The following is a 16,449-nucleotide window of genomic DNA, read 5'->3' as shown; positions in this document are numbered from 1 at the left end:
CAACCGCCAACATCTCGTTCTCGGGCATGCATCATCGAACAGGATCCGCTCGGATAAAATTTAAAGAAGAGCCACATCCATGACCACCGACGCTACTCAAATTGCAAATTACTACTGCGTCAGTCACATCGCAGCTGCAACTATTCCTTGTTCGCTCCTGAACAACATCCTATCCAGAATGTATCAAGGGCAACCGCTCACTCAGCACGCGATGGAGTATCTGCAGAAGCAAAAGCTTCACTCACTACATCGCCTCGCCTGCGGGGCGATCACCTACGAGGCTTACATTGCCGGGCTTGACTCTACTGATCTCAACGAGCACGAAACCGCGAAGGCTCTGAATCAAGCGCGGGAAGAAGAGCTGCGCGCACGCGCAGCTCATTACGCCAGTCGCCCAATTCGCCAAACAACGCCGAAAGTGGATGTCGAAACTGCACGCAAACTGCGCCGGCAGCGTGAGCGAGAGGAAACAGCGCTCGTCCTCAGGGCGCAAAACGCACGCCAAGCCGAATGGAAATTACAGCGTGAACGCAATCGTGAGCTGGCTGCAGCCAATTACCAGTCCCTAGCAAATACTTCCGGATACAACGATCCAACGCCTCAGGAGCTTGCTCGTTACTACCATCTTGAACATATCGCTGCTGAAGCTTCGTTGACCTTGCTTTTGCAAGCGCTATTTCACGGGAGTCCAATAGCCGATAGTGAAATGAATCGCCTGAGAACGGATGGTCCGGAAGTTCTTTATCGTCTGGCCTCTGGTCAATCAACTCTTGAGTCATACACCCCAGTGGCAAGGGCTGTCGAAGCAGAGGCGCTGATACGCATAGCCAGAGCACACGACCAAGCCCTGTACTCGAAATACGGTATCTCACTGAAAGACGATTCATTGAGACCTAGGATGACGCAACTCCTCAAGCAAATAGAAGATGGTACGCGGCTATCAAAAAACGATTGGGAATGGCTAGGTACTCTCGGAAAAGAGTGCATCACACCGTTGCTCCGGAAGGCTTATCATCAGCTGGAAGCAATTTTTTACGAGACAGAATATCAACGCGCCAAAGATCCATGGAACGCCGTCAATGCCTGCGGGCACTACCGCAAATCCGATGAACCGGGAAAGGCGCTCAAACTAATTGACGGCATTTCACAAGATCGTCTCAACCAACCCAAAATCCAATCAGCCGTGCTGACAACGCGCGGAGGAGCGCTGCGAGATCTCTACCGCCCCCACGAGGCTATCCAAGCAGGAGAGCGCGCTCATACCTTGATGCCCAAAGATTACCGCCCATGCACACTCCTTGGCGCTGTACACATGGAGCAGCGAAACTTTGAAAACGGGCACACTTGGTACGAAAAGGCCCGAGCTCTCGGAGCTCCGGAGCCTGGTATCGACTCTGAGCTTCGAAGCATCTTCCAGAAGCTAGACGCTTCCGGCCGTGAAGCCATGAAGCGCTTCTTGCTTGCGCAAAATCCAGTCCGATACTCTTGGCTAAATGACGTTCAAAAGGCCGCAACCCGGAAAAAAATACCGCATACGGGGTAGTTGTAGGGCGCAAAAATGCACCGCCTGTGGAAATCCATGACGACGGAGTTCTCACTCCGCCCCAACGCCTTTTAGGGAGGGTCATTTGCCCCGCGCCGCCAAACCCTTCCGATCCATCTCGATTCACCCAGTCTGCGCGGGTTACGCTTGCGGCTAACCCGCCCTACGTATCCCCCACCCCAAAAGCAAACAGCCCGCATCAGCGGGCTGTTTCGCATTCAAACACCGAACCGGATCAGCCGTGCAGCTTAGCCAGCTGCTTGGCGATCACGTCATGGCTGAGCCACAACACCGGGCCAGCCGGAGCGGCGGCTTCGTTGAACATCAGCGGGCCGGTGGCTTCGATCACCAGGCCACTCAGGTGGTCGGTGATCAGCGCGCTGCGTTCCTTGTGCATGCCGGTGATGGCTTCGGAGGTGCCGATCATGCGCTCGGCCAGCTCCGGGGTATTGTTCATCGGCCAGGCGTCGAAATTGCGGAAGCCCACCATCACCGGGTCCTGATTGTAGGTGTCGAGCTGTTCGAGGATTGCCGCCAGCGAGTGGCCATCCTGCAGCAGCGCTTCGCAAGCCGCCCACTGGGCTTCGCCCCAGGCGCCACAGCCTTCGCGCTTCAGTGCGTTCAACAACGGCACCAGCGACAGCTCCACGCCCACGAAGATGTCCGACGAGTTGGTACGGATCTCCGGGCAGTTGAACACGGTGGCCTTCACGCCCTTGTCCCACGCGGCCTTGGCGATGTCTTCCAGACGCTTCTTGGCGTACCCCTGGGTGTAGTTGGTGTAGGTCTGCCAGTGGTATTCGCCACCGATCAGGATCTCGGTACCGTGGTAGCCGTAAGCGGTGTAGCGCGCCGCACCACCAGTTTTTTCGATGCGGGCGCGGATCGCGGCCGAGCCTTCGATCAGGTAGCCGAAGGTGTTGGCGGTGACTTCGTCGAAGTTCATCAGGTTGAGCTTGCCGAGATCAGACTCGATCAGCGCCTGCGAGGACATGAAGCGATCGCCACGACCCTTGTAGATACGGTTGGCAATCGCCAGGAAGACCTTGGCCTTCACCAGACCACCGGCCATGGTGTGGGCAAAGAACACGTTGGCGCCATCCGGAATCATGCCGTCGAGCTGGGCCATCGCTTCGCTTACGGCGGCCTTGAAGCGGGTCACGCCGACTTCACGGCAGGCTTCCACATGCGCCCAGTCGAGCTTGTCTTCCTGCCAGGTCTTGAGACCCATCTCATTGACCAGCGCGGTCACGGTGGGCGTGCCAGCCGGGGAATCCATATCGAAGCCGGCCATCATCGGCACATTGATGATCTTGCCGCCGAGATTGGCTTCAGCGGTGGCGAGTTCTTCGTCATTCAGCTTGCGCAGGCTGCCATCCGCTTCGCGGCGGCCCACGGTCATGCCGATCAGGGTCAGGCCTGCATCACGGGCTTCGTTCACCAGGCCATTGGCGTAGCCGCGCCCGAAAAGCTCGCCGAACAGGACGAATACATCGCCCTTCTTGAACAGGGTTTGCTGGCTCAGGTTTCTCAATCCGGTTACTGCGCTCACGTCGGTATCCTCAATCTGGACAACAGGTCAGGGGCGGATTCTACCGCAGCCGGCCGACTGCGCCTTCGCGCACTGGCATACCAAGTGGTACGGGCAGATAATCCCACCACTCCTGCCCCGGAAAACCGCCATGCGCCCGCTCCACCGCCGACTCCTGTCTGGCCTGCTCGTGCTGCTCCTGCTCGCTGCCGCCATCAGCTGGCTGCGCCGGCCCCAGCCGGTAATGGTGACGCTGCAGACCGTGGCGAACGGCAAAGTGGAGGCCAGTATCGCAAACACCCGTGCCGGCTCGGTGGAAGCCTGCCAGCGCGCCAAGATGGCGCCGATCATGGGCGGGCGCATCGAGTACGTAGGCGTCAAGGAAGGTGATCGGGTCAAGGCCGGGCAAGTGCTGATGCGGTTGTGGAATGAGGACCAGCAGGCGCAGGCCGGCCTCGCCAGTGCCCAGCTCGAAGCCGTGCGCCGCCGCGTCAGCGAGATCTGCACGGCGGCTGACAGCGCCGCCCGCGAGGCCGAGCGCTCGCGCAAGCTGGCCGAGCAGGGCTTCGTGTCGACCGGGCGTGAGGAAGTGGTGCGCATGGAGGCCGACGCGAAACGCGCCGCCTGCGAAACCGCCCGCGCCGAAGTCAAAAGCTCGGATGCGCGGCTTGCCTCGGTGCGTATCGAGCAGCGCCGCACCGTGCTGATCGCGCCTTTTGCCGGCACGGTCGCCAAGATCGTCGGCGAAGTGGGCGAATACACCATGCCCTCGCCGCCGGGCATCGCCACCCCGCCCGCCATTGATCTGATTGACGATTCCTGCCTCTACGTGAAGGCGCCCATGGATGAAGTCGACGCCCCGCGCCTTGCTGCCGGACAAGCCGTGCGCATCAGCCTCGACGCCCTGCCTGGCAAGACTTTCGAGGGCCGCGTGCGGCGCATCGCGCCCTATGTTTCCGCCGTCGAGAAGCAGGCCCGTACCGTGGATATCGAAGTGGATTTTGGCAGGCCAGAGGAGGCACTTGGCCACCTGCTGGTGGGCTACAGCGCCGACGTGGAAGTAGTTCTGGCCAGCCGCGAAAACGTGCTGCGCATCCCGACTGCCGCGATCCTCGAAGGCAATCGTGTGCTGGTCTTACGCCCTGCCGACAGCAAGCTCGAAGAACGCAAGATCAAACCGGGCCTCGCCAACTGGGAATACACCGAAGTGCTCGAAGGCCTCACGGCCGGCGAGCAGATCGTCACCTCGCAGGAGCGCGCCGGCGTGAAGGCGGGCGTGCTGGCCAAGGCGGAAGAAGAGGCCGCTAAATGAACAGCGCTGTAGGGCGGACTTCAGTCCGCCCTCCTCAGGGTGAAGTGCGACTGAAGTCGCACCTACGACAAAAGTGGGCGGCCGCATGCCCTTGATCGAACTGACCCACATCGAGCGCCGCTTCACCCTTGGCGACAGCGTGGTGCACGCCCTGCGCGGCGTGAGCCTCAACATCGAGGCCGGCGAATACGTAGCCGTGATCGGCCCCAGCGGCTCAGGCAAATCCACCCTGCTGAACCTGCTTGGCCTGCTCGACCGGGCGGATGCCGGCAGTTACAGACTCGCCGGGCGCGACACCACCGGCCTCTCGCCGGACGAAGCCGCCACCCTGCGCAGCCGCCAGATCGGCTTCGTGTTCCAGAGCTTCCACCTCGTGCCGCGCCTCACCGCCGCCGAGAACATCGCCCTGCCGATGGTGCTCGCCGGCATCGACGCCAACGAGCGCAAGCGCCGCGTGGCCAAGGCACTGGAAGGTTTTGGCCTCAGCGATCGCGCCGACCACCGCCCCAACCAGCTCTCCGGCGGCCAGCGCCAGCGCGTGGCGATTGCCCGCGCCACCGTGATGCAACCCTCGGTACTGCTGTGCGACGAGCCTACCGGCAACCTCGACCGCGCCACCGGGCAGGAAGTCACCCATCTGCTTGAAGACCTCAATGCCGGCGGCGTGACCCTGATCGTGGTGACGCATGACCCCGTCATGGCCGAACGCGCCCGCCGCCAGATCCGCATGGAAGATGGCGCAGTGCTCAGCGACAGCCGGAGCGCGGCAGGCACAAGCGCGTGAAACCCCTCGACATCCTGCGCTTCGCCCTGCGCGCCGTGACCGCCTACCCGCTACGCACCGCACTGATGCTGCTCGCCATGGCTATCGGCGTGGCCGCCGTGGTCATGCTCACGGCGCTGGGCGACGGCGCGCGCCAGTACGTGGTGAATGAATTCAACGCGCTGGGCAGCAACCTGCTGATCGTGTTGCCGGGGCGCTCGGAAACGCGCGGCGTGAATCCCGGCAGCTTCTTCACCGAAACCCCGCGCGACCTTTCCAATGCCGACGCCGAGGCCGTGCGCCGGGTACCCGGCGTGGTGCGCGCGGCCCCGCTGGCCGTCGGCACCTCGGAAGTCTCCTTTGGCGGAAAACTGCGCGAAACCATGGTGCTCGGCACCAGTGCGGACTACCTTCCCCTGCGCCGCTTCCAGATGGCCCAAGGCAGCTTCCTGCCCGCCAGCGCCGGTCAGGACAACGCCGCCGTGGTGGTGCTGGGCAGCAAGCTGCGCAGCGAGCTCTTCGGCAGCGCGCCCGCCGTCGGCCGCATGCTGCGCGTGGGCGACAGACGCTACCGCGTCCAAGGCGTGCTGGCACCCACCGGCAATGCCATGGGGCTGGCCATCGACGAGATGGCCTTCATCCCCACCGAACAGGCCTTCGCTCTCTTCAATACGAGCACCCTGTTCCGCATCTTCATCGAAACCCGCGACCGGGCCAGCATCGAGGCTACCCGTACGCGCGTGGTGAGTCTGCTCAAGGCCCGCCACGACGGCGAAGAAGATTTCAACACCATCACTCAGGATGCCGTACTCGGCACTTTCGACAAGATCCTCGGCGCCATCACCCTTGGCGTGGCTGGCATCGCCGCGATCAGCCTCGGCGTGGCCGGCATCCTCGTCATGAACGTGATGCTCGTCTCCGTCACCCAGCGCACCGCCGAAATCGGCCTGCTCAAGGCCCTGGGCGCGAGCAGCCAGCACATCCGCAGCGCCTTCATCAGCGAAGCCGTGCTGCTTTCGCTCGGCGGTGGCGTGGTCGGCCTCGTGCTCGGCCAGCTCGGCGCCTGGGCGCTGCGTATCGCCTACCCCGAGCTCCCCGCCTGGCCACCGAACTGGGCCGTACTGGCCGGGCTCGGCACAGCGCTGCTCACCGGCATCCTCTTCGGCTGGCTGCCGGCCCGCCGCGCGGCGCAGCTCGATCCGGTGGATGCGCTGGGCCGGCGCTGAAGCCAAGGCAGGTTCATCCTGCCACCGGATACGTCAGATCCGATCCAGCGGCGACAACACACCCAAACCGCCCCGATTCAGCGCATGGGTGTAAATCATCGTGGTGCTCACATCTTCTTCGGCTCGCCTGCGCTGGATTGGCACAACCGCTAGCCAGAAGGTGAGCAATAGCCTCCGACTCGGAACTGAAATGAAAACGGGGAGCCAGGCTCCCCGTTTTTTTTGTTTCCAAGCTTCTGTTTACTCTTTCAGCCCACCACCCAGCTGCTTGTACAACGCAACCCGGTTTTGCTCGCGCGCAAGGCGCGTGGTGATCAGATTCTGCTGTGCGGAGTAATCGCTGCGTTGGGCATCAAGCACCAGCACGTAGTTGCTCACGCCTTTGTCGTAGCGGGCCTGGGTCAGACGCAAGGCGTCGCTGTAGGCTTGGGACAAGGCCTGCTGGGCTTCGAGTTGTTCACCAATCGTGGCTCGCTGCGCAAGGGCGTCAGCCACGTCACGGAAGGCGCTTTGCAAGGTCTTTTCGTAGGTGGCGAGCTGAGCACGCTGGCTGGCTTTCGCTGCATCGAGGTTGGCGATGTTGGCGCCGCCGGCGAAGATCGGGATGCTAATCTGCGGGGCGAAGCTCCAAGTGCGGTTGTCTCCCGAGAACAGGCCTTCAAGCGAAGGGCTGGCAAAGCCGGTGGAGGCCGTGAGACTGATGCGCGGGAAGAAGGCTGCACGCGCAGCGCCGATGTTGGCATTGGCGGCGATCAACTGCTGCTCGGCAGCGCGTACATCCGGCCGCTTGAGCAGGGTTTCGGCGGGCAGGCCTGCCGGCAGCTCTGCGGCCTGGGTGACTCGCTCAGGCAGAGCAACCGGCAACAGCTCAGCCGGCACTTCGCCGCCGGCCAGCAAGGTCAGGGCATTCAGATCCTGCTCCACCAAGGCTGCATAACGGGCCACATCGACGCGAGCAGCTTCAAGCGCGGCACGCGCCTGGGCCAGATCGAGCCCGGACGAAGTGCCGACATCAAAGCGGCGCTGGGCCAGGTTCAGGGTATTGCGCTGAGCGTCGAGTGTGGCCTGCGAGAACTTCTGGCGCTCGCGATCGGCAGCAAGGGTCAGCCAGGCATTCGCCAGCTCGGCGACGAGGCTGATCTGGGTGCTGTTACGGGCTTCTTCGGTCGCCAGGTATTGCGCCAGGGCCTGATCCTTGAGGCTCTGGATGCGGCCGAAGAAGTCCAGCTCCCAGCTGGCCATGCCGATGCCGGCGCTGTACTGGCGAGTAACACGATCCTGCCCGGTGGTGGAGAGCTGCGCCGGGGTGCGGGTGGCGCTCTCACCGCCGGTGGCGTTGATGGCCGGCAGCTGAGCCGCCCTTTGCACCTGGTACTGGGCGCGCGCCTTGTCGATGTTGGCGGTGGCCACACGGAGGTCGCGGTTGTTTTCCAGCGCCAGGGTAATCAGGCGCTGCAGGCGCTCTTCGGCGAAGTACTCGCGCCAGCCGAGTTCAGCGGCGTTGTACTCACCAGCGCCGGCGGCTTTCCAGCTCTGGGCCACCGGAGCCACCGGACGCTCGTAGCTGGGGGCCATCGAGCAGGCGGCGAGCACACTGGCGGCCAGCGTCGTAATGATCCATTGCGGGCGCTTCATCATGCTTGCTCCTTGCCTTCTGCAGCTGCTTGCTCACGCTGCGAGGGCTTGTATTTGAAAATGCTGCGCACCACCACGAAGAACAAGGGAATCCAGAAGACCCCGAGCAGGGTGGCGCTGATCATGCCGCCGAGCACGCCGGTGCCGATGGCGTTCTGGCCGCCGGAGCCGGCTCCCGTGGCAATGGCCAGTGGCAGCACGCCCAGCGCGAAGGCCAGCGAGGTCATCAGGATCGGGCGCAGACGCATGCGCACCGCTTGCAGCGTGGCGGCCACCAGATCCATGCCTTCCTCTTGCAACTGCTTGGCGAACTCGACGATCAGGATCGCGTTTTTGGCCGCGAGGCCAATCGTGGTGAGCAGGCCGACCTGGAAGAACACGTCGTTCGACAGGCCTCGGCCGGAAGCGGCCAGCAACGCGCCGATCACGCCGAGCGGCACCACCAGCATCACCGAGAAGGGGATGGACCAGCTCTCGTACAGCGCGGCGAGGCTCAGGAACACCACCAGCAGAGAGATCGCATACAGGGCAGGCGCTTGCGAACCGGCCTGACGCTCTTCGTACGAGATACCCGTCCACTCGTAGCCGACGCCTTCCGGCAGCTTGGCAGCGATTTCCTCGACAGCCTGCATCGCAGCCCCCGTGGAGAAACCCGGCGCCGGTTGACCAACGAGTTCCACCGAGGGATTGCCGTTGTAACGCTCCAGACGCGGCGAACCATAGGTCCAGCGGCCGGTTGCGAAGGCTGAGAAGGCAACCATCTGGCCCTTGCTGTTGCGCACGAACCACTTGTCGAGATCCTCCGGCAGCATGCGCGAGGCAGCCTCACCCTGCAGGAAGACCTTCTTCACGCGCCCCTTATCGACGAAGTCGTTCACATAGGAACTCCCCCAAGCGGTGGCGAGGGTATCGTTGATGTCAGTCAGCGACAGGCCCAGCGCCGTGGCGCGGGCATTGTCGATATCCACCTGGTATTGCGGCGTATCGTCCTGGCCATTGGGGCGCACGCCAACGAGGCGTTTGTCCTGCATGGCCATACCAAGGAACTGGTTGCGTGCGGCCATCAGCACTTCATGGCCCACACCGGTGCGGTCCTGCAGCTTCACATCGAAACCGGAGGCATTGCCCAGCTCGGGCACGGCCGGCGGGGCAATGGCAAACACCATCGCATCGCGAATCTGCGAGAAAGCCATCATGGCGCGACCAGCAATCGCCTTGACGCGCTGACCTGCGCCGTGGCGCTCCTCCCAGGGCCTGAGCTTGACGAAGGCGAGGCCGGTGTTCTGGCCGCTGCCGGCGAAGCTGAAGCCGGCTGCCGTGAAGATGGATTCGACCGCCTCGGTCTCCTTCTCCAGGAAGTGCTTCTCGACTTGCTTGAGCACTTCAACCGTACGCTCCTGGGTGGCACCCGCCGGCAGTTGCACGATGGTGAACAGTACACCTTGGTCCTCATCCGGCAGGAAGGCGGTGGGCAGGCGCATGAAGAGCAGGCCCATGCCGACCACCAGCAGGCCGTACACCGCAAGATAGCGGCCACGCTTGCCAAGGATGTTGCCTACGGTGCGGGTATAACGCAGCACCCCCGCGTCGAAAATGCGATTGAAGCCGCGGAAGAACCAGTTCTCCGAGAAGTGCTCGCCCTTGTGAATGGGCTTGAGCAGCGTGGCGCACAGAGCCGGGGTGAGCACCAGCGCGACGACCACCGACAACACCATGGCGGAAACGATGGTGATCGAGAACTGACGATAGATCACACCCGTGGAGCCGCCAAAGAAAGCCATCGGCACAAACACGGCCGACAGTACCAGGGCGATACCGATCAGCGCACCCGTGATCTGGTCCATCGATTTGCGGGTGGCTTCATAGGGCGACAGGCCCTCTTCACTCATCACCCGCTCGACGTTCTCCACCACCACGATCGCATCATCCACCAGCAGGCCGATGGCCAACACCAAGCCGAACATGGTCAAGGTGTTGATCGAGTAGCCGAAGGCGGCCAGCACACCGAAGGTGCCCAGCAGCACCACCGGCACCGCAATGGTCGGGATCAGGGTCGCCCGCAGGTTCTGCAGGAACAGCCACATCACCAGGAACACCAGGATCACGGCTTCGATCAGGGTCCACACCACTTCCTTGATCGAGTTCTGCACGAAAGGCGTGGTGTCATAGGGGATTTCAGCCTTCACGCCCGCCGGGAAGAAAGGCTTCATTTCCTGGATCTTGGCCTTGACGGCCTGCGCGGTTTCAAGCGCATTGGCGTTGGCCGCCAGCTTCACGGCCAGGCCGGAAGCGGGCTTGCCCTTGAAACGGGCAACCACGTTGTAGCCTTCACCACCGAGCTCGGCGCGTGCCACATCCTTGAGGCGCACCGAAGAGCCGTCGGGATTGCTGCGCAGCAGGATCTGGCCGAACTGCTCAGGCGTCTGCAGGCGGCTCGCCACGTTGATGGTGGCGTTCAGCTGCTGGCCCTGCACGGCCGGGGCACCACCGAGCTGGCCCGCAGAGACCTGTACGTTCTGCGCCGTGATGGCGTTCTTCACGTCCGCCGGGGTGAGCTTGTAGCTGTTGAGCTTGGCCGGGTCCACCCAGATGCGCATCGCATATTGCGAACCGAACAGCTGGATCTCGCCGACGCCTTCGACGCGGCTCAACGGATCGATTACGTTGGCGACCATGTAGTCCGCGAGGTCGTTCTGACCAAGACTGCCGTCTTCAGACGTAAAAGCCACCACCATCAGGAAGCTGGAGGAGCTCTTGGTGACGGTCACGCCCTGCTTCTGCACTTCCTGCGGCAGAGAGGAGAGCGCGGACTGCAGCTTGTTCTGCACCTGCACCTGGGCAATATCGGCATTGGTACCGGCAGCGAAGGTCAGGGTAACGCTCACCGAGCCGGAGGAATCGCTGGCCGAGCTCATGTAGAGCAAGCCATCGAGGCCCTTCATCTTCTGCTCGATGATCTGGGTGACGGAGTCTTCCAGGGTCTTGGCCGAAGCACCGGGGTAAGTGGCGTTGATCGCCACTGTGGGCGGCGCAATCGTGGGGTACTGCGCAACCGGGAGGGTCTCGATGGAAAGCGCACCGGCCAGCATGATGACCAGCGCGATCACCCAGGCAAAGATCGGGCGATCAATAAAGAAACGTGCCATGGATCTTCTCCTTCTCAGCGGCCAGCGGCCGGCGCGGAAGCGGCGCCTGCCGGAGCCGACTGGGCACCCGCCGGCACTGCCTTGATCACGGTACCGGGGCGCAGGCGCTGGAGGCCCTCCACGATGACCTGATCACCGGCCTTCACGCCTTCAGTCACCAGCCACTTGTCGCCGATGGCCTGGGTCGTCTTCACCACGCGCGGCGCGAACTTACCTTCCTCGAGCGCCACCATGACTACCGCTTCGCCCTTGGTATTGCGGGCCACAGCCTGTTGCGGCACGAGGAAGCTGCCTTCACGCACGCCAGTCTGCAGGCGCGCACGCACAAACATGCCCGGCAGCAGTTCCAGTTTCGGGTTCGGGAACACCGCACGCAGATTCACTGAACCGGTGCCGGCGTCCACCGTCACATCGGTGAAGGCCAGCTTGCCTTCGAGCGGGTAGATGCTGCCGTCTTCCAGCTCAAGACTCACCACTGCCTGCTTGGCGCCGCTCTTGAGGGCACCACTGGCCAGTTCGCGGCGCAGCTTGGCCAACTCGGCCACCGACTGGCTCACGTCCACATACATCGGATCGAGTTGCTGCACGGTCGTCAGCGCCGTGGCCTGGTTGGCGGTCACCAGGGCGCCCTGGGTCACGGCAGACTTGCCGATACGGCCCGGAATCGGGGAAGACACACGGGTGTAGGCGAGGTTGATGCGGGCCGTGTCGAGTGCGGCCTTGTCGGATGCCACACTGGCTTCAGCCTGCTTCAGGGCTGCGTCAGCGTCATCGTAATCCTGCTGGCTGACGGCCTTGATGCCGACCAGGTCCTTGTAGCGCTCAGCCTTCAGGCGGCTGCTGGTCAGCGTGGCTTCAGAGCGGGCCAGCGCGGCCTTGGCGCTCTCGAAGGCATTCTGGAAGCTGGCCGGCTCAATCTGATACAGCGTCTGGCCAGCCTTCACATCGCCGCCTTCGGCAAACATGCGCTGCTGAATGATGCCTCCCACTTGCGGACGAATCTCGGCAATCGCATAGGGCGCGGTACGTCCGGCCAGGCTGGTGGTCAGTGCCACACTGGCCGGGGCCAGGGTCACCACACCGACTTCGGCGGGCGGCATCTGGCCACCGGCCCCCTGAGCGCCGGGCTGGCCCTTGTTGCAGGCGCTCAGTGCCAGGACGGCGAGCAGGGCAGCCGGCAGCAGGCTGTTCTTGTGCGAGGAAAGCTTCATGCGATTCTCCGTTACGGGGGATGCCGTCTGGGCGGCTGGAAGTCAGATATGAAATGGTTGTTAAGCCCAACCATTTCCTTGGGCAGAAATATACATACATCCGTGCATGTATGTAAGTCATCAGCTAAGATGATTTACACGAATTCACCCACGACCAAATCAGTATGGCCCGAAAAACCAAGGAAGAAGCCCAGGCCACACGCGAGTTGCTGCTCGATACGGCCGAGCAGCTGTTCAGTACGCACGGCGTCAGCCACACCTCGCTGAACGATATAGCCCGCGCTGCCAGCCTCACCCGCGGGGCTGTGTACTGGCATTTCGACAACAAAGCCGATCTTCTGAAGGCTCTCTGGGAGCGCGTCGCCCTTCCACTTCAGCAAGGCCTCGAAGCGGTGGACCGGGAACAGGCAAGCAATCCTCGCGCCCGCATCGTGCAAAAAGCTTGCTGGATGGCCGACCATATTGGTGCTGACGCCCACATGCTGGCGATCATGAACATCCTCATGCTGCGCTGCGAGTTCACCGCAGAAACCGAGGGTGCCCGTGCGCACTTTCGCGAAGTGCGCGAAGAATGCCTGGCCGGCATGACCGACGAATTCCGCACAGCCATCGCCCAGCAGCAGCTCCCGCTGACCCTGGATGCCGAGCGCAGCGCATTGGGTCTATTCGGCCTGGTCGACGGCCTGTGCTTTCACTGGCTGATCGATCGCGAGCGCTTCTGCATCCAGGCATGCACCCGTGCAGCCGTCGAGGCCTACTTGAGCGGCCTTGAATGCACCAGATAAAGCCGTAAAATTAGTGTTTCCTCGGTATCGCCACACCAGATTGGTGCATACACTGAGCAAAGAAGTGAGTGACATGCCCAAACGTGCCGATTGGTACAGTTTTCGCATTAAGCTACTTCTATCGCCCTGCGCTCGCCGGGCGTCTGATTTCAGACAGGAGACCCTTTATGACCAAGTTCCACCTGCTTCTCGCTAGCGCCCTTCTCTGTAGTCTTGGCACCGCCCAAGCCCAGGTAGACGGCACCCTGAAGAAGATCAGCGACACCAAGAGCATCACCCTGGGCATCCGCGAATCCTCCTTCCCGCTCTCTTATCTGGACGCGAACCAGAAGCCGATCGGCTATCACATCGACGTGTGCATGGCGATTGTGGAGGCCGTAAAGACCCGCCTGCAGAACCCTAAGCTCGAAGTGAAGATGCAGGCTGTTACCTCGCAGAATCGTATTCCGCTGATGGTCAATGGCACCATTGATCTGGAATGCGGCTCCACCACCAACAACCTGGATCGCCAGAAGCAGGTTGCCTTCGCCCCCACCACCTTCGTCACCAATGTGCGCATGGCGGTGAAGAAGGCCTCGGGCATCACCGATCTGGATCACCTTGGCGGCAAGCCGGTCGCCACCACCACCGGCACCACCAGTGTGGCGCTGATGCGGGCCAACGAAAAGGGCAAGAGCATCGACTTCAAGGAAGTGTACGGCAAGGATCACGCCGACTCCTTCCTGATGCTCGAAACAGATCGTGCCGTGGCCTTCGTGATGGACGACAACCTGCTCGCCGGCCTGATCGCCAACTCGAAGAGCCCGTCTGACTACGCGCTGGTGGGTGCCCCGCTGTCGATCGAGCCGATCGCCATCATGCTGCGCAAGGATGATCCGCAATTCAAGGGACTGGTACACGCCACCATTTCCGACATGGCCAAGACCGGAGCCCTCACCAAGCTCTACAACAAGTGGTTCCTTGCGCCGATCCCGCCCAAGGGCATCAACCTGAACTTCGCCATGAGTGATGCACTCAAGGCGCTGATGGCAAAGCCCAACGACAATCCCGCCGAGATGTACAACACCAAGAAGTAATACACTCAGCAAGGAAGCGGCCGACAGGCCGCTTCCTCTTCATGCCTCCGGGAGAAACATGTGAACTACCACTGGAACTGGAACGTCTTCTTCCAGACCATCCCCTCTGGTGACGAGACCTACCTTGCCTGGATCATCCACGGGCTCGGCTGGACCGTTTCCATATCGCTGGCAGCCTGGGTAATCGCCCTTGTGCTGGGCAGCGTGATGGGCACCCTGCGTACCGTCCCCAACACCGGCCTGCGCCTGATCGGCCACGCCTGGGTCGAATTTTTCCGTAATGTGCCGCTGCTGATGCAGCTCTTCATCTGGTTCTTCGTAGTGCCCGAGATGCTGCCGCGCGACTGGGGCATGTGGGTCAAGCAGGACATGCCTGCCAAGGAATTCATCACCGCCTTCGTGGCACTGGGCCTGTTCACCTCGGCACGGGTTGCCGAACAGGTGCGCGCCGGCATCCAGGCTCTGCCGCGCGGCCAGCGCAACGCTGGTCTGGCCATCGGTTTCACCCAGGCCCAGACCTATCGCTATGTGATCCTGCCGATGGCCTTCCGCATCATCATCCCGCCGCTGACCTCGGAATTCATGAACGCTTTCAAGAACTCCGGCGTGGCCTATACCGTGGGCGTGTGGGAGCTGATTTTCGTTTCGCGCCAGATGGTAGAAGAAACCGGCGGTCAGGTCATCGAATCACTGATCGTGCCGACTGTGCTCTACATTCTCTGCGCCTATGCCGCCAACCAGCTGATGGCCGTGATTGACCGGCGCGCCCATGTGCCCGGCTTCATCGTGGCGAAATAAGGAAGACGGCCATGTTCAGTACGCTCGATTTTTCAGTCATACCGCTGGCCTTGCCCGCCATCTTCAAGGGCCTGGCTTTCAGTCTTGAACTCACCTTGATCGCCATGATTGGCGGCGTAATTCTCGGCACCCTGCTCGCCCTCGCCCGCCTCTCCGGCGGCAAGTGGCTCGGCCGCGCCGCCAAGTTCTATGTCGACATCATGCGTTCGATTCCACTGCTGATGATGATCCTGTGGTTCTTCTTCCTGATCCCGCTGCTTACCGGGCAGCCGATCGGCCAGGAAAAGTCCGCCATCATCACCTTCACGCTGTTCCAGGCGGCCTTCTACAGCGAGATCATGCGCGCCGGCATCCAGAGCATCCCGCGCGGTCAGGTCAATGCGGCACTGGCCATCGGCATGACCTACTGGCAAAGCATGGGGCACGTAATCCTGCCGCAGGCCTTCCGCAACATGGTGCCGGTGCTGCTGACCCAGACCTTCGTGCTATTTCAGGACACCTCGCTGGTGTATGCCATCGGCGCTACCGATCTGCTCAAGGCCGCTGAAAACGCCGGCATGCTTTACGGCCGCACGGTGGAGATGTACCTCTTCGTGTCGCTGATCTATTTCGCCATCTGTTTCGCGTTGTCCATGCTCGTCAAATACATGAACAAGCGCATCGCCATCATTCGCTAGCCAGGTCTCCTCACCATGATCCAGATCCAGAACGTTTCCAAGTGGTATGGCCAGTTCCAGGTGCTCACCGATTGCACCACCAGCATCGCCAAGGGCGAGGTGGTGGTGGTATGCGGCCCCTCCGGCTCCGGCAAGTCGACCCTGATCAAGTGCGTCAACGGCCTCGAGCCGGTGCAGCAGGGCAAGATCATCGTCGACGGCATCCAGGTGAACGACCCCGCCACCAACCTGCCCAAGCTGCGCTCGCACGTCGGCATGGTGTTCCAGCACTTCGAACTGTTTCCGCACATGAGCATCATCCAGAACCTCGCCATCGGCCAGGTCAAGGTGCTCGGTCGCAGCCAGGACGAAGCCAATGAACGCGGCATGAAACTGCTCGATCGCGTCGGCATCAAGTCCCACGCCAACAAGTTCCCGGGCGAGCTCTCCGGCGGCCAGCAGCAACGCGTGGCGATTGCCCGTGCGCTGTCGATGGACCCGATCTGCATGCTCTTCGACGAACCCACCTCGGCGCTGGACCCCGAAATGATCAGCGAAGTGCTCGACGTGATGGTGGACCTCGCGCACGAAGGCATGACCATGATGGTCGTCACCCACGAAATGGGCTTTGCTCGCAAGGTGGCGCACCGCGTGGTGTTCATGGACCAGGGCAAGATCGTCGAGGATGCCAGCAAGGACGAGTTCTTCGGCCAGCCGCGTTCGGACCGTGCCCAACAGTTCCTGTCCAAGATCCTCAACCACTGAGA

The 16,449-nt window shown here is 62.1% G+C and carries 13 protein-coding genes; 9 read left to right on the top strand and 4 right to left on the bottom strand.

All coding sequences use genetic code 11. The features are described 5' to 3' along the window. The first annotated feature begins 79 nt into the window (after positions 1-79). Positions 80-1,543, top strand: coding sequence for a hypothetical protein (locus HJ583_RS14210; protein ID WP_170022514.1), 1,464 nt, complete (start codon positions 80-82; stop codon positions 1,541-1,543). A 235-nt stretch (positions 1,544-1,778) separates the two neighbouring features. Here HJ583_RS14210 and HJ583_RS14205 read toward each other — a convergent pair whose 3' ends face one another. Then, on the bottom strand, positions 1,779-3,095 hold the full coding sequence (locus tag HJ583_RS14205) for an enoyl ACP reductase FabMG family protein (protein ID WP_170022513.1): 1,317 nt from the start codon (positions 3,093-3,095) through the stop codon (positions 1,779-1,781). Between the two features lie 130 nt (positions 3,096-3,225). On the opposite strand from HJ583_RS14205, the gene HJ583_RS14200 reads away from it, so the two are divergent. The 3 genes from HJ583_RS14200 to HJ583_RS14190 all read left to right on the top strand — a co-directional run bounded on the left by HJ583_RS14200 (position 3,226) and on the right by HJ583_RS14190 (position 6,375). Further along, positions 3,226-4,386, top strand: a complete 1,161-nt coding sequence (locus HJ583_RS14200; protein WP_170022512.1) for an efflux RND transporter periplasmic adaptor subunit — start codon at positions 3,226-3,228, stop codon at positions 4,384-4,386. Between the two features lie 85 nt (positions 4,387-4,471). Beyond that, a complete protein-coding gene (locus HJ583_RS14195) occupies positions 4,472-5,170 on the top strand; it encodes an ABC transporter ATP-binding protein (RefSeq protein ID WP_170022511.1) in 699 nt (232 codons plus the stop codon). Further along, positions 5,167-6,375 carry an ABC transporter permease gene (locus tag HJ583_RS14190; RefSeq protein WP_170022510.1) on the top strand — a complete coding sequence of 403 codons (1,209 nt, stop codon included), beginning with the start codon at positions 5,167-5,169 and terminating at the stop codon, positions 6,373-6,375. The genes HJ583_RS14195 and HJ583_RS14190 overlap by 4 nt, the downstream gene beginning before the upstream one ends. A gap of 240 nt (positions 6,376-6,615) precedes the next feature. On the opposite strand, the gene HJ583_RS14185 is transcribed toward HJ583_RS14190, so the two are convergent. Genes HJ583_RS14185 through HJ583_RS14175 form a run of 3 tightly spaced genes read right to left on the bottom strand, consistent with a single transcriptional unit; the run spans position 6,616 to position 12,367 of the window. Continuing rightward, positions 6,616-8,013, bottom strand: coding sequence for an efflux transporter outer membrane subunit (locus HJ583_RS14185; RefSeq protein ID WP_328824895.1), 1,398 nt, complete (start codon positions 8,011-8,013; stop codon positions 6,616-6,618). Next, positions 8,010-11,156, bottom strand: coding sequence for an efflux RND transporter permease subunit (locus tag HJ583_RS14180; protein ID WP_170022509.1), 3,147 nt, complete (start codon positions 11,154-11,156; stop codon positions 8,010-8,012). Before HJ583_RS14180 ends, HJ583_RS14185 begins: the two co-directional genes overlap by 4 nt. A gap of 14 nt (positions 11,157-11,170) precedes the next feature. Continuing rightward, entirely contained in the window at positions 11,171-12,367 is a 1,197-nt protein-coding gene (locus tag HJ583_RS14175; protein WP_170022508.1) for an efflux RND transporter periplasmic adaptor subunit, read from the bottom strand. A gap of 164 nt (positions 12,368-12,531) precedes the next feature. Between HJ583_RS14175 and HJ583_RS14170 the strand changes: the two genes are divergently transcribed. The 5 genes from HJ583_RS14170 to HJ583_RS14150 all read left to right on the top strand — a co-directional run bounded on the left by HJ583_RS14170 (position 12,532) and on the right by HJ583_RS14150 (position 16,447). Then, entirely contained in the window at positions 12,532-13,152 is a 621-nt protein-coding gene (locus HJ583_RS14170; protein ID WP_170022507.1) for a TetR family transcriptional regulator, read from the top strand. 167 nt (positions 13,153-13,319) lie between these two features. Beyond that, positions 13,320-14,228 (top strand): transporter substrate-binding domain-containing protein, encoded by a 909-nt coding sequence (locus HJ583_RS14165; protein ID WP_170022506.1) that lies wholly within the window; start codon positions 13,320-13,322, stop codon positions 14,226-14,228. 60 nt (positions 14,229-14,288) lie between these two features. Beyond that, the gene (locus tag HJ583_RS14160) at positions 14,289-15,026 is read left to right on the top strand and encodes an amino acid ABC transporter permease (protein ID WP_170022505.1); all 738 of its coding nucleotides are present in this window, start codon (positions 14,289-14,291) and stop codon (positions 15,024-15,026) included. Between the two features lie 11 nt (positions 15,027-15,037). Further along, complete coding sequence (locus HJ583_RS14155; protein WP_101940970.1) at positions 15,038-15,703, top strand: amino acid ABC transporter permease; 666 nt, start codon at positions 15,038-15,040, stop codon at positions 15,701-15,703. 15 nt (positions 15,704-15,718) lie between these two features. Beyond that, positions 15,719-16,447, top strand: coding sequence for an amino acid ABC transporter ATP-binding protein (locus HJ583_RS14150; protein ID WP_170022504.1), 729 nt, complete (start codon positions 15,719-15,721; stop codon positions 16,445-16,447). Positions 16,448-16,449 lie beyond the last annotated feature (2 nt).

Origin of the sequence: Uliginosibacterium aquaticum (assembly GCF_012972705.2) — a bacterium.
GTDB classification, from domain to species: Bacteria; Pseudomonadota; Gammaproteobacteria; order Burkholderiales; family Rhodocyclaceae; genus Uliginosibacterium; species Uliginosibacterium aquaticum.
Note: the sequence above shows the minus strand (reverse complement) of the source record. Positions and strands in the feature narration are given on the sequence as shown.

What these genes read in the sequence shown, in the direction of transcription:
- HJ583_RS14210 (WP_170022514.1), top strand. Translation starts at nt 80, where the DNA reads ATGACCACCGACGCTACTCAAATTGCAAATTACTACTGCGTCAGTCAC.
- HJ583_RS14200 (WP_170022512.1), top strand. Translation starts at nt 3,226, where the DNA reads ATGCGCCCGCTCCACCGCCGACTCCTGTCTGGCCTGCTCGTGCTGCTC.
- HJ583_RS14195 (WP_170022511.1), top strand. Translation starts at nt 4,472, where the DNA reads ATGCCCTTGATCGAACTGACCCACATCGAGCGCCGCTTCACCCTTGGC.
- HJ583_RS14185 (WP_328824895.1), bottom strand. Translation starts at nt 8,013, where the DNA reads ATGATGAAGCGCCCGCAATGGATCATTACGACGCTGGCCGCCAGTGTG.
- HJ583_RS14180 (WP_170022509.1), bottom strand. Translation starts at nt 11,156, where the DNA reads ATGGCACGTTTCTTTATTGATCGCCCGATCTTTGCCTGGGTGATCGCG.
- HJ583_RS14175 (WP_170022508.1), bottom strand. Translation starts at nt 12,367, where the DNA reads ATGAAGCTTTCCTCGCACAAGAACAGCCTGCTGCCGGCTGCCCTGCTC.
- HJ583_RS14170 (WP_170022507.1), top strand. Translation starts at nt 12,532, where the DNA reads ATGGCCCGAAAAACCAAGGAAGAAGCCCAGGCCACACGCGAGTTGCTG.
- HJ583_RS14165 (WP_170022506.1), top strand. Translation starts at nt 13,320, where the DNA reads ATGACCAAGTTCCACCTGCTTCTCGCTAGCGCCCTTCTCTGTAGTCTT.
- HJ583_RS14155 (WP_101940970.1), top strand. Translation starts at nt 15,038, where the DNA reads ATGTTCAGTACGCTCGATTTTTCAGTCATACCGCTGGCCTTGCCCGCC.
- HJ583_RS14150 (WP_170022504.1), top strand. Translation starts at nt 15,719, where the DNA reads ATGATCCAGATCCAGAACGTTTCCAAGTGGTATGGCCAGTTCCAGGTG.